General features: G+C 37.3%; 14 protein-coding genes, 1 pseudogene and 1 riboswitch. Of the genes and pseudogenes, 6 read left to right on the forward strand and 9 right to left on the reverse strand.

Annotated elements, in window-relative coordinates; translation table 11 throughout:
* Window positions 1-325 (forward strand): annotated as a pseudogene (locus F8N00_RS09870) (hypothetical protein); the annotation flags it as partial.
* Between the two features lie 85 nt (window positions 326-410).
* Here the strand turns inward: F8N00_RS09870 and F8N00_RS09875 are convergent.
* The gene (locus tag F8N00_RS09875; RefSeq protein ID WP_421018141.1) at window positions 411-884 is read right to left on the reverse strand and encodes a hypothetical protein; all 474 of its coding nucleotides are present in this window, start codon (window positions 882-884) and stop codon (window positions 411-413) included.
* A gap of 84 nt (window positions 885-968) precedes the next feature.
* Between F8N00_RS09875 and F8N00_RS09880 the strand changes: the two genes are divergently transcribed.
* Both F8N00_RS09880 and F8N00_RS09885 read left to right on the forward strand, forming a co-directional pair.
* Window positions 969-1,400, forward strand: coding sequence for a hypothetical protein (locus F8N00_RS09880; protein ID WP_421018142.1), 432 nt, complete (start codon window positions 969-971; stop codon window positions 1,398-1,400).
* A 175-nt stretch (window positions 1,401-1,575) separates the two neighbouring features.
* Window positions 1,576-1,758 (forward strand): hypothetical protein, encoded by a 183-nt coding sequence (locus F8N00_RS09885; RefSeq protein ID WP_421018143.1) that lies wholly within the window; start codon window positions 1,576-1,578, stop codon window positions 1,756-1,758.
* Window positions 1,759-2,127: 369 nt separating this feature from the next.
* On the opposite strand, the gene F8N00_RS09890 is transcribed toward F8N00_RS09885, so the two are convergent.
* The 7 genes from F8N00_RS09890 to F8N00_RS09920 form a co-directional block, all read right to left on the reverse strand.
* Window positions 2,128-2,424, reverse strand: a complete 297-nt coding sequence (locus F8N00_RS09890; protein ID WP_421018144.1) for a hypothetical protein — start codon at window positions 2,422-2,424, stop codon at window positions 2,128-2,130.
* A 310-nt stretch (window positions 2,425-2,734) separates the two neighbouring features.
* The gene (locus F8N00_RS09895) at window positions 2,735-4,060 is read right to left on the reverse strand and encodes an LLM class flavin-dependent oxidoreductase (protein ID WP_421018145.1); all 1,326 of its coding nucleotides are present in this window, start codon (window positions 4,058-4,060) and stop codon (window positions 2,735-2,737) included.
* A gap of 55 nt (window positions 4,061-4,115) precedes the next feature.
* Entirely contained in the window at window positions 4,116-4,868 is a 753-nt protein-coding gene (locus tag F8N00_RS09900) for a 3-oxoacyl-ACP reductase (protein ID WP_421018146.1), read from the reverse strand.
* A 135-nt stretch (window positions 4,869-5,003) separates the two neighbouring features.
* A riboswitch (TPP riboswitch) is annotated at window positions 5,004-5,104 on the reverse strand.
* Window positions 5,105-5,221: 117 nt separating this feature from the next.
* Window positions 5,222-6,304, reverse strand: a complete 1,083-nt coding sequence (locus tag F8N00_RS09905; protein ID WP_421018147.1) for a hypothetical protein — start codon at window positions 6,302-6,304, stop codon at window positions 5,222-5,224.
* 19 nt (window positions 6,305-6,323) lie between these two features.
* Window positions 6,324-7,142, reverse strand: a complete 819-nt coding sequence (locus tag F8N00_RS09910; RefSeq protein WP_214749244.1) for a hypothetical protein — start codon at window positions 7,140-7,142, stop codon at window positions 6,324-6,326.
* On the reverse strand, window positions 7,139-7,819 hold the full coding sequence (locus tag F8N00_RS09915) for an ATP-binding cassette domain-containing protein (protein ID WP_214749241.1): 681 nt from the start codon (window positions 7,817-7,819) through the stop codon (window positions 7,139-7,141). Before F8N00_RS09915 ends, F8N00_RS09910 begins: the two co-directional genes overlap by 4 nt.
* Entirely contained in the window at window positions 7,812-8,198 is a 387-nt protein-coding gene (locus tag F8N00_RS09920) for a GntR family transcriptional regulator (protein WP_214749238.1), read from the reverse strand. Before F8N00_RS09920 ends, F8N00_RS09915 begins: the two co-directional genes overlap by 8 nt.
* A gap of 1,037 nt (window positions 8,199-9,235) precedes the next feature.
* Between F8N00_RS09920 and F8N00_RS09925 the strand changes: the two genes are divergently transcribed.
* Complete coding sequence (locus tag F8N00_RS09925; RefSeq protein WP_214749235.1) at window positions 9,236-9,577, forward strand: DUF3139 domain-containing protein; 342 nt, start codon at window positions 9,236-9,238, stop codon at window positions 9,575-9,577.
* Window positions 9,578-9,979: 402 nt separating this feature from the next.
* Window positions 9,980-10,762 (forward strand): O-antigen polymerase, encoded by a 783-nt coding sequence (locus F8N00_RS09930; protein WP_214749233.1) that lies wholly within the window; start codon window positions 9,980-9,982, stop codon window positions 10,760-10,762.
* A 275-nt stretch (window positions 10,763-11,037) separates the two neighbouring features.
* Here F8N00_RS09930 and F8N00_RS09935 read toward each other — a convergent pair whose 3' ends face one another.
* Window positions 11,038-11,973 carry a DUF2382 domain-containing protein gene (locus F8N00_RS09935; RefSeq protein WP_214749230.1) on the reverse strand — a complete coding sequence of 312 codons (936 nt, stop codon included), beginning with the start codon at window positions 11,971-11,973 and terminating at the stop codon, window positions 11,038-11,040.
* 855 nt (window positions 11,974-12,828) lie between these two features.
* Between F8N00_RS09935 and F8N00_RS09940 the strand changes: the two genes are divergently transcribed.
* Window positions 12,829-13,220 (forward strand): SRPBCC family protein (locus F8N00_RS09940; protein WP_421018148.1); only part of this gene is annotated, 392 nt, incomplete at its 3' end.

Here is a 13,220-nt window from a genome sequence, read left to right on the forward strand (position 1 = left end):
TAAGAGACAGGATCGTACGATTCAATACAAAGGAGAATTTAAGATTCACGCTGTACGTGAGAATTTAGCTGGTAAGCGACCGATACAAATCTTTGAGGAACGCGGCTTTGACCTGGACATGATTGGTAAGAAAAGGCCAAACGAAGCATTGAAACGGTGGCGGAAGATATATCGTATTTATGGAGAAGAAGGACTCTTGAATGAGAAAAGTAAAAATCATCAAGACAGAATGGCTCAATTCAGGGAAGCAAAGACTCATGACTGCCGTATTCCTCGTTCCCATCTATCTTCTATTCCGTTTCATTGCCTCAATAATCAATATTGAATTATATAGAAAAAGAAATGAAGAAGCGCAATTAGTAGCTATGCTTCTTCATTTCTTTTTTTTGAACAATAGATTTATTTGATGATTAATCGTTATATCTAATTTTTTCTTTCGACCAAGTTAAGGACGTAGTTCCAGTTGATTTAGCTTTATACATTGTTACAGCACCGGATGTCGGAGATACTTTATAAAATGCCATTGAGCCATCAGGCTTAGGTGATTTTTGGACTTTTACTCCTGGAAGTATAGAACTAAAATCACGTGAAGCTTGAGCGGAATCAGCATTTTTTACGTAATTTTTGAAACCTTTTCTACTAGTTTCGGTAAGTCGAGCAGTACTTCTAACTGCTCCCCAACCTATTGGAGTTGTTTTCGCGCAAAAAATTTCAACATCTAGTTCTTCCATTTCGACAGAATCATTAATATCTATTCTATCAAAGTCCGAAACAACTTCTTCTTTTTCGGAAAAAGGTCTACATGATGCCTGAACAGGCTCCTCTGAAAAAGAGAAATTGAAAAAAAAGAAAAATGTTAAACAAAGTACAAGAATTTTTTTCACTGTAAAACCTCCTTTTTATGTATTATAATACAAAAGAAGTTTTAATTGTATGAATTTTCTAACTACATAAAAGGAGGGTTTTTGTTGAACAACATTAATCTTGAATTCTTACTTAGTGTTGAAGATTACGAATTAGAATTGGATACAATGTCTTTAAAAGGCAATGACCATTATGCCATTGATCTATATTTTTATGGAGCTGAAGATGCATCAAAATTAATAATAGGTGATTCATCACGCGATTATTTTTTAATGCGTTTCGAAAAGTATTCTGTGTTTATGGGAACTCTTCAAGAGCATGGAATCATTGAAGAAGGACTCAAGAATCCCTATCCAGTCGTGAAACTAAAAGAGTCAGTTTTTGGTGAGTTCGCTGAGAAGCATATGAAAACAAAAGAAATCTACACCGAACGTGGTGAACTAAATTTATTTGTTATCAGGACGCATGACCAAGAGTTTTATATTCTTTCTTATAGTGATCCGATGGTCATAAACAATATGGCTAAGAGCGAGTAAAAAATTTGTGAAAACGGACGATTTCGTCCGTTTTTTTGTGTTTGACTCTACATCGCGTTACCATCCTTGCGAGGAAAATTGTCATTTTACGCAAGGGTGATGAAATAGTTAATTCAACTTCAAATGCGATATAGTAAACACTCAAGCTTTTCGAACTTAAACAAGGAGGAATACGATGAAATATTCACTATTAGGAATTGCGATTATACTTTTCGGAGTCGCAATAATGGTCGCATATAGCTCCACTGGTTATGCCTATCTATTAGGGACAAAAATCGGTCTGACGATATCTTTCATCGGACTGATCATCAATATACTTAGCCTTTTCTTAAGAAGCGATAACAGCAACCAGGAATAAGACGTTGGCATCATTTCTTTGCTACATAGTTACGTAAAACACTTTCAACTAATTCATACAATTCATGTCATTCTCGAGCGCGATATGCTTCAAACGCTTATGTAAAGCCACGTCAAGATCAAGCGAAACTTTCTTACGAACAATCCTTTCCAACTTCTTCTCGATCTTGAAGTGGCGATTTTGTAGTTTCTTCCGTATTTTGTTACTGATTATTGTACGTTTACATCAATTTTCTGATAACAGCTGTTCATGTAAAATGATCAGCAGAAGAATCTTTTTTTAGATTTTCTCAAAGAGAACCTTGTATATTTAAGTTAATTCTTCTTTTTCAGGTCTTGACCATCCTTACTTAAAAACAAAACGAAGAACTTAAGAGTTCTTCGCTTTTTTGTTTTTAAGACCTAATGGAATTGCTATAACAGCAAGAATACCGATGAAAACCGTTAAACAAAACGGTAGGCTAGAACCATCCATATTCAGATCATCAGTCAGAGAACTTGCTTTGAAAAACAATATAATTGAAACAATGGCGAGAACCACTGTATTGAATGATATGTATATAAAAGATGAAATTTTAGATCGAACAGCTAAGAAGATTACATTTACTAAAACTAAAAAACCTAATAAATAAAAAATGGAATTTAAGGAATCAAAAACACCAGTCATACAAGAGCACCCCTTTAATTAGTATAAGAAAAATATACCATTTTAATCTTAAAAAATGTGTTTATTATACTACAAAAACCACTTTTTTAACAATTAAATAAGTGTAATTATATTTTTGACAGCTTCATAATCGCACCTGTGAGATTTCACGATATAATTCAATTTCCTCTGGATGATGAGCTTCCATTCGAGATTTTGCAGCAATGAGATTTGGATCGTTCCATCCATTTCCGACATCAAGTTCGTCAATCGAAAGTAACGCCGACTCATGTTCGGGTCTTCAAGGATTTCTTCGAAATTTTTTCGGAATTTAGCTAAAGTTTTTATCTAATTTATCAATTAAACTTAGATGTTCTCGAAGCGTAGTACTTTGATAGGACTCTTTAAACAATCCTCTTTTTTGTAACTCAGGAATGATCATGTCTACAAAATCTTCCAAACTTGATGGTAGTGACGGTGGCATTAAGTTGAAGCCATCTGCCACTCCTTCGTTAAACCAAGTTTCCATCTGATCCACAATTTCTTCCGGAGTACCAATCAATGTCAGGTGTCCTCCTCCCGCTGCCAAATAACCTAGCAATTCTTTTAGAGTTGGATCCGTATCTTCGATAATCTCTAGAATCGTTTGATAGCGTCCAATGGGTCCTGAAAATTCTTCAATTGATGGTAAGATCGGAATCTTTGCTTCGAGATCCCATGTGGAGCAGTCCTGTTGTAAAAAGAAACTCAATTGTTTTAATGCATTGGCAACCGGTAATTTTTCATCTAGTTCGCCTTTTTTGGCTAGTGCCTCTTCTCTTGTTTTCCCAACATACGTTACTAAGCCTGGGTATATCTTAATCTTCCGATTGGGTGATTCAGTTTGTTTAATTTGTTTATGGAGTTTTTCACGAAAAGCATGGGCTTGTCTAAAATTCCATGACACAGAATAGACAGCATCGGCATGTTTTGCTGCTAGGGCGATTCCTTGTTCTGACGCACCTGCCTGCATCGCTACTGGCTTTCCTTGGGGACTTCGCGGCGCAGACAAGGGACCTTTTACACTGAAGTAGGTTTCGGTATGATGAATAGGTTGGATTTTTTCAGGCTCAATCAATCGATTAGTTGATCGATCCGCGAGAAAAGCCGCTTGATTCCAGGATAAAAATAGCTTCTCCATCAATGTAGCGAATTCGTCCGCCTTTTTATACCGCTCTTCCCTCGGTGGAAGTGAATCCATTCCGTGGTTTAGTGCTTCCCAATCCGTCATCGAGGTCACTAAGTTCCAGCCTACCCTCCCCTTCGTTACGTGATCAAGGCTTAGAAGTTGCCTTGCTGCTGTATACGGATTGGAGAACGTGCTCGATATCGTAGAGACTAATCCTATATGATCCGTCACTTGAGAAATAGCCGTTAGATTAATTAAAGGATCCAACCAAAAGGCAGGTAAATCCGTCGCATTGTTAGCCGGAAAGGATTGATTGTCAGCAAAAAATACTGCATCCAAACATCCGCCTTCCGCAATTTGAGCCAAACGCTGATAATAGCGGCTCTCGCCGATCTCTTTAATCGCGGAATCAGGCATTAACCATGCGGCTTGATGATGACCACATCCATATAACAAAACGCCAATATTTAACTGATTTTTATTCGTCATCTGCTATTCACGAATCCCTTCTCTGACAAGCTGAGAATCTTTTAAAACGCCCGCTTCAATTCATCGTTAACCCACCATCGACCGTTACGTTTTGACCGGTAATCCCAGATGCTGCTTCTGATGCCAGGAAGGCGACCATTTGCGCTACTTCTTCTGGACTCGTCACTCTTTTCAATGGGGTCGATTGGGCAATTAAGTCGAATACTTCAGCGGTTGTCACAGCACTCGCATCTGTTACTTTCAACAATCCACCGGAGACGACATTCACGTTTATGCCATATTGACCTAGTTCTGCGGCCAGATTGCGAGTAAATCCTATTAAGCCTGCTTTTGCTGTTGTGTATTCATGATAAGGAACAACTGGGTTTTGATAAAGGTTTGTTCCAATGCTGATGATACTACCGCTATGTCGTTCCATAAATTGCGGCAGGACACTTTGGATGGTGAAAAAAGCTGCTTTTAGCGTTCCATCAAGTTGCTTTTGATAATCTTCCCACTCTAAATCGATGAACGATTTTTGAGCAACCGGATCAAATTTAAAATCTACTAGTGCATTATTGACGACAACATCGATTTGACCATAATGTGCTGTTGCGTATTGCATCATGCTCTCAACATCTTCCCGCTTCGTAACATCTGCATACAAGGCAAGTGCATTCTCTGCTCCCAGTTCGCTCACAAGCTTTTCTGCTGCCTCCTTGCTTTTATAGTAATTAATCACCACTTTAAATCCATTGTTCACTAACACCCTTGCAATCGTCGCCCCAAGTCCTCGGCTACTTCCTGTCACTAATACTGTTCTGCTCATTCTTGTCCACTCCCTCATCCATTTTTGCAACTTAAATAGCGAAGTAGTAAACAAAAAAACGCAACTCTCCAAAAGGAAAGTTGCGCACATCTAAATAATCACATAGCAAAGAACGATATCATCGTCTCCGCTTGTTCATCAGAGTTTACACTTCCCTACGCTAGTACGACCTAGTTCAGGTTCAAAGGGTTTGAGTAGCTACTCATCTCAGTTTAATAACACCCCTAGTGATTCTATTTAAGTTATCTTCACTGTAGTGGTCTTGAAAACCCCTGTCAATGATTCTGACAGATAAATTCATTTCTAGTATTCTAAAAAGCGAGTAAACGAGGTGAATCATGAGTCCATCACGATTACTCCGATACAGTGACATCCTGTACCAAACGATTCTTTTTAGCATTTTTATCTTTGATGATTCCTTGATACGAAATCGATTCATTTTTCGTATCGATTACCGTGACTTGGAAATCCGAATCATTGATATTAGCGATATGGTATAGCTTTCCCTGCGCAATCATCGTATAGGAGCCATTGAAGCGGTAAGCACGCTGCCCTTCCACTTGATGTTGCTTGACTTGATTCGTCTTAAAGTCATAGGTACTCCATTTGATGCTTTTACTTTTTTCTGAATCAAACGTACCGTAAGCGATCAGTGATTGGCTATTTTCATCAGCATTAAAGTTCCCTTCCGCTGCATACGCATCAAGTGCTTTGATTCGTTTGATGCCTTTGCCGTTATCTAGATAATAAGCGCTATCTTTTTCTACCCCTTCCGCATCATATGCGATTTCACGATAGACAATTCCATAGTCGTTCACTGCCACATAATGACGCTCTTGATTAGTCTTGAGTTGCTTGGATTGAAGCGTCTCCACTTTTCCTTTTGCAAGGTTGAGTAATAACACCGTCGATTTTTCCTTTGCTCCATGATCATCCCGTTGGACGTATACGTTCATGCCGTCTTGATGGAAGACACGGATGTCAGCCATTTCACGATCCGGTACCGTTAAACGATGAGAAAGCGTCTTTTTAAATTGTTTCTGTGTACTTTTGTCATAAGAATGATAGTTCAACTGAGATGCCTTTACTTCAATTCCGTATGTCCGCGAGCCCATTTCACTAGTAAATACGTCTTCCTTAGAAAGAAAGCGATAGAAATCAGCAGGGAAGTCTGCAGCGTAGCTATTGAACAACCCTGTGATATAGTTCTGCGACTCACTATGGATTTGACCGTCCAATTGGATATTGTATTGAGTAGGCTTGATGTCTCCATTTTCAATTTCGATGTTTACTTTTTTAAGAGCTTCTGCATTTTCTTTTCGTATACTCTCGACTTCATAATCCGATCCTTTAATGCTTACGGCGTAACCAAAATAACTGAGTAAGGTGACGCCAGCAATACCTCCTACGATAATCATTTCTTTATATCGTCTCATGACTTCCTCCTTCTAATGATTAAATAGATACTTTATGGTTCAATAGTCGAACACATTTCCAACTTATATATGCAAAATAGATGAGGATAAAGGAAAGATAGACGAATACTTGTTGATTCGGGACGAGAATGCTAGTCAAATCAAATAAGTAACGTAATGCAATGAATGGTACGATCAAGAGCGCTACATCCTTTGCGATCGTCACCAAGGCTTTCCCTTTTTGGTAGGACCGCTCTGTTAAGACGAACAAGAAGACCATCGTGATGACGAAGAGTGCGACCGCTAAAATAACGAATGTATCGATCACATTAAAGGTATAGAGCATGTTCAACGCAGCTGACTCCCCGATGATTTTGGATGCTGCTTGTAAATGTTCCGGGAGTAACCATTCGTAGAGTCGACGACTTAGAAGAATCGTGATCCACTGGATGCCCATGAAACCACACACAAATACCAATACTGTTGTCAGTTTGGATAAGAGGATTGTGATGCGTTTACCCGGCAACATCAATAAACGGTAGATGTACTTGGACTCGCCATACCAATCGCGGTACCAAATTTGAAAGGCATATAGAATCGTGAACATGATACCGATGGCAATCATGTACTTGAAGTAGTTGGTCGCATCGCCAAACGTCAACGGTCCATTCAATTGATCAACGGCTTCCATTTCCGTAAGTCGCTCTTTTTTCATCAAATCCTCCAGCTTAGATTGATAATGAAGAACCTGATATACGACCGATGTGAGTTCAACAATCACTAACATCGTCAATATCGAAAGGTATAGTTTGAAGCTTCGCTTGATTTCCTCGTTTGATAGCATAAAGAATTTCTTCATGTCTGATAAACCTCCCTCATTCGATCCTGTACTGATTTCCCGTAAAGCTCACGCATCTCTTCCGAGTCATCTTCCTGTATGATGGTCCCGTCCTGAAGAAAAATAACGCGGTCGATGAGATGTTCCACTTCTGCAATCTCATGAGTCGTCATCAAGATGCCCTTCCCTTCCATATAGTGACTAGAGAAGATCCACGCAATTTGTTCTTTCGTAAATAAATCAATCCCAGCCAACGGTTCATCGAGCAATAAGAAAGGTCGATTCATCGCAAATCCAATTAACAGATTAACCTTTGCTTTATTCCCTTTCGATAAATTGGCGATGCGGTCTGTCGCCATCAATTTAAAGAACCCCATCAGTTCCTCTGCTACTTGTTGATCCCAATCCGGATAGTAGTCGCGCATATAGGCGACGGCTTCTCCGACGCTCATATAACCAGGCATCGTAGAAAGATCAGGTACGAAAGCGATGCTATCGTGGGTCGTTTTCCCATCCACTTTGGTTGTTCCAGCATCTACTGGGACTAAGCCCATGATGGCTTTCAAAATGGTAGACTTGCCTTCCCCATTCAATCCGATGAGACAGGTCAGTTGATTTAACGGGACAGTGAACGATACATCGTTCAGGACATTCTTTTTTCGACCATATGACTTTCGTAATCCACGGACTTCAAGCATCTAGCTCACTCCTTTTTCGAATGTTGTATTCTTTCTCAAAATTTATAATGACCTCTTCTAATGGAATCTGAATTGCATATATCGAATCCACAAATTGCTTCACTGCATTTTCGAGAAGTTCTGTTCGCGCTCGATCGATGATGGATTGATCCAGCGTCACCTTACTCGGAACGTTACGGTCAGTTGTAATCAACAGTTGCTCTTCCAGTTCCTTATACACTTTTTGCGCGGTATTCGGATGAATTTTAAGCTCACTTGCCAGTGCGCGACGCGAAGGGATACTTTCTCCTCTTTTGAATTCGCCCATGACAATACGTTTTTTAAACCAATAAAGTACCTGTAGATAAATCGAGGTACGTTGATCAAAATGCAATAACATCACCTCTCTTAATGAACGTTGTATTAAAACACTAATACACTTAATAACTGTATGATATGGTCAGTACAGTCATAAGTCAATGTTTTTTTATTACTCTTTTTTTATCATTGGATGATTGGCTATGGTTCACTTTCTGTTATTCATAGTGATTTACATTCTTCATGAAAGGAGTATCAGCATCAAAAATAAACAGATCCTTGAATGGAGTCATTCAAGGATCTGATAAAAATAGAGCTACCGTGGAATATTCGAATCATTTTACTGCAAACAATTTTTTGTTAAGTTATGTATCAGTAATAGAAAAATAAATAGGATTAAGAAATAACGCTAAGATAAAAAGATACAAAATTGACATTCTATAAAAGAAATCCATGGTTTATACAACTATCCTTCTATCTACTTTATCTCAAGTTGAAATGTATAAAATTTTTTTTAGAAAAATCGTCATTTTGCGGGTAATTGCAGAAAAAGTCATCAAATCCATAAGGAATTGATGACTTTTTATTAAATATCCGTCGTCTTTTTTCTCTCTATAGTAAATAATTTTTCACCTGAGATAATCAACAATATCCCAATCACGAACTCTAACCCAATGATCCACAAAACAAGATTTGGAACTGCTGAAAATCCATTTTCCCCAATACTACCATATACATCTAACTTCTTAAGCATATAAAAATCAGTTAGGTATATAGATAACCAAAACTTTGAAAAGCTGGATAATAGAAAAAAGAAGCCGATTTTTCGCAAAGAAGTACCCCCCAATCAATATGTATATAACAATAATTAATGTAACACTTTTCTATTGAAATTTCCCCGAATTTAAAAAGGATATTACTATCTTACAATTGAACGATAGATTTCGCTTTATAAAATACTTTCTCTGACTTCTTACAATTTTTAATGATACTTAAATCTGGTTCTGCCTCCATTGAAACGTACTATCAAATACCTCTATAATGTAACTGATGCATCAAACTGGATATTAATGTTAATATTAATACTGAAGATATTATATTGGTTTGGGGGGCATCATTATGAAAAAGGCATATATATTTGTCTCTATTCTTATGATTCTAGGGATTGTTATCATAGGGGCATCAGCCTATAAGAGCTTTTACTACGATGAAAAACAAGAGACTACAAGGAACATTAATTTTTATCTCAAAGAACATGACTACGAACGACAAGTTCAGAAAAAAGAAATTCAACGAGACTCTAAAACAGGTGAATATTTTGCTAAAGTAACGTTTAAAGATGAGTCTAATAATGAGTATGAAATTCATCAAACTGGATCAAATCATTTTGAGATTGTTGGTTATAAAGATGGAGTACAAATAACTGATAAGAAAGTAGGAAAATACATCACAACCGATTGAACTTTCTCGAAGATAAAATAAATTCAATTATATAGGCCGTCTCAAAATGATAGTTTCACTAAATCAATGCTTACTATTTAAAGTACGATTTGACACACTTGTAAGTAGTGGAGCGATTCTTCTCGTTAAGAAAAGAATTGTTCTTTTTTTATTTACATCACTTTAATCATTTCCTAAAAAAATATTATATTTCATTCTAGTTTAGTCTTAATATTTCATGATGAAGAATTCAAAAAACTTTATTCATTATCGATTGAAAACATTTTTTCGCTTCTTTTCAAGAATATCTTCATTTCGAAAACATATAAAACGGAAATAAATTTCATTATATATAGTGATTTTTTCTGACTAAGCTGTAAAATAAATGTAACGTATACATCTTATTAAGAAGGAGGTGAATCTATGCAGATTCGTAGAGGTATTCTACTTGTCGTGATTGCGATTGTATACCTTTTGCTGTTTACGATCAGCTTCTGGAATGTCATCGGTTTGCTTATCTCTATCTTAGGTCTATACTTCTATTTCAAACCGAGACTGCGGAATCCTATCAAACATCCTGTTGTTGTCGTTTGGTTGGGTGTTTTCATCGCTTTGGCAATTTCTATTTACATGGTGGATGGGAGAGAGACGCAAAAGATAGAAGCGGACTCCTCTTCACAAGATACGAAGACGTTGGTTGCACTAAAAAAAGAAGCGAAAGAATTGAAGGCATCTTTGCAAGACGCAGAACTTAAGCTGAAAGAACAACAGCAAGAAACGAAGAAGCTGAAAGAGAAGTTAACACGCGAGGAAGCGTCACGTCTGCAAGCGGTTGAAAGCTATCAGGAAGAAGCAGACAAACGTTCTGCTCTTGAAAGTGAATTAAAGGAAGAAGCGACGAAACGGATTGCAGCCGAAGAGAAAATAGAAGAACTTGAATCATCATTAGCAAGTATCGAGACATCAGAAGGATCAGATAATCTGGCTGATGCAGAAGCATACGAGGATATTCCCGAAGAAGAATATGTAGAGGAAGAAGAAGTGGCAACCGATTTTGAGTATGATCCGTATGGCGCAGACCGAGATTGTGGAGATTTTTCAACTCCGCAGGCTGCTCAAGATTTTTATCTTGCTGCCGGAGGTCCTATGGATGATCCACACGACTTAGATCGCGATAACGATGGAAACGCATGCGACTGGAATTAATTTTTTTACTTTATTTTTTCTGATATATCATGAATGAGCCTATTTCTCTTTTGACTTTGAATACAATTAAATATTTCATTTCTCTTGAAACAATTATCAGACAAGTTTAGGATCCTACTATAAGTAAGCAGTCAAAGTATTGAATATAGTAGAGATTTATCGTCTATTACATCCAATTTGAGAGTAATCCTCACTATGAACATGTCTTGTGTACTTTCATTTTCCTCACAAAGAGGAGGTAGCTGTTTAGCTACCTCCTCTTTGTTTTACATTTATTATAGTCTATTGTTATCTTCTCGATTTAAATCGGATTTAGTAGCGTTACCTTCATCAATATCTGCTTCCTCACGTCGTACTGTCTCAGAAACTGTTTCTGTGTCACGCACCTTGCGTTTTCCGACGACGATTTCTTCGGAAACCACATCTTCTTTTGAGACGACGACTCGTTCCTCTGTGAGTGGGACGTGGATGGAGTCATTCTCATCCACGAATGCGTCTGTTCCCGACGTATTTTGATCCACTTTACGTCGCTCTACATAAACTTCTTCACGCTCGACTGGTACTTCAATTGATTGTTCATCTTCCACTACATGCTTACTGACATTTACTTCTCCAGTTTGTACTTTTTCTTTATCAACATTTAGTCGTTCCTCATGCAAGCGGAGACGTTCTTCCTCTGTGTCACTATTCATTCCAGTGACACCCGCCCGATCGGCACCTGATGTGTGATCGTATCCTTGAGTCCGATTTACATCTGCAAGATGATCATTATGATCTTGATTTGCATCTACCCCAGTTCGGTCGTATTGATTTTCGCTTTCACCAGTAAACTGATTGTAACTTTGATTGTGTTTCTCATAAGTGTCATTGTAATCGTTGTCTACATATAGAACCAATTTACCATTCTCTACTTGCCGACGATATTCTTCTGTTTCATCATGTGTTAAGCCCATTCCTCGAAATGCTTCAGTTGAAGAATCATCTGAAAAAGCAGCCATGAATTTCCCCATAAACCCTTGGTTCTGCTGTTCACCTGCAGTTTCTACATTAACGTTTGTTTGATTCTCTACCATAGAGAAGGAATGTTTATCTTGAGCTACAACATACATGTCTCTTTCATCATACCCTTGTGCTTTTAATTCATTTACTTTACTCAAAACTTCCGCTTGGGTATTAAATACTTCAATGAATGTGTTTTCTTTTCTACTCATTTTCTATTTCCTCCTTATAATAAATTTTCTGAAACGATAATTAAGTGGCGAAGAAACATCTTACGTGCCAATATTTGATTTTCCCCTACTTTTTTTTTGGTTAAACATGAACGACCTTTACATCTTTAAGTCACTCACCACTTCTTTTTATCTATTAATCCTTCTAGAAAACTCATAGTGAGTTTTTATACCATCGAAGAAGAAATAGAATAACTATGAAGCCAATTTATTTATAGTTCTTGAATGATCAATTATAAGGTAAACTTGTACAATAAAATCGACATGAAGAATAGTAAATCCTCTTCATGATAATTCGGATTAAGTTGTATTTATCAGTATAAATAGTGTTGATGTTTCAATTTAAAAATTGAAATAATTTCCTTAAAAAAGAATAGTTATAATAGTCCATAGTCGCTTTAATCTTTAAGTTTTAGCTTCCTTTTATGTTTTATAGTGACTTCAGCTTATTAATAAAGAAAAAAAATTTGAAAAAGGAGCTGATTTCATTATGTAGACCAGCTTCTTTCTCAGGATTTTGCTTTCGTATATAATTAAGTAACACGCTTTAGTTAAACGAAACTAAGTTAGTAGCTAAAATATATGTATCATAGAATGCAGACTATGCTTATGATGATTTCTAATACTTCGACAACTTAAGATATTTATTTAGTCGCTTGTGGTCTAGGAATGATAACAATGAAGTAGACGGAGATAGCGATGGAAAGGCTTGCGATCAAACCTAACACTTATATTGTAATGAACTTAGTTTTAGCACAGAAACTAAGAGAGAAGTTTTTTCTTTTTTATTAGTCTTAACGATTTAACTAAATGAATAAGATTGGATGGTAATAAAAGATGAATCAAGCTGTAGAAGATATCAATCACTCGGTCACTATTGAAGCTCCTATTGAAGAAGTTTGGGGGCGAATCTCGACCGCTCGTTCTCTATCTCAATGGTTTATGCCGAACGATCTCATTGCACGTCCAGGGTATCAATTTCATCTTCAATCTCCTTTTGGTCCATCTCCCTGCACAGTACTCAGCGTACTGCCAGAAAAAGAATTATCATTTCGTTGGGATGAGGACGGATGGATTGTGACTTTCTCTTTGAGTACAATGAATGACTTGACAATCTTTACCGTGAATCATGGTGGCTGGAAAAATGCTTATGATTTAGTCCCAAAGGCAAATCAACCACAAGGTCAGGTCCGTAATTTCTTGTCTCAGGGATGGTATGGGATCTGTCT

It is taken from the genome of Exiguobacterium sp. A1_3_1 (assembly GCF_048985645.1).
Taxonomy (GTDB): Bacteria; Bacillota; Bacilli; order Exiguobacteriales; family Exiguobacteriaceae; genus Exiguobacterium_A; species Exiguobacterium_A indicum.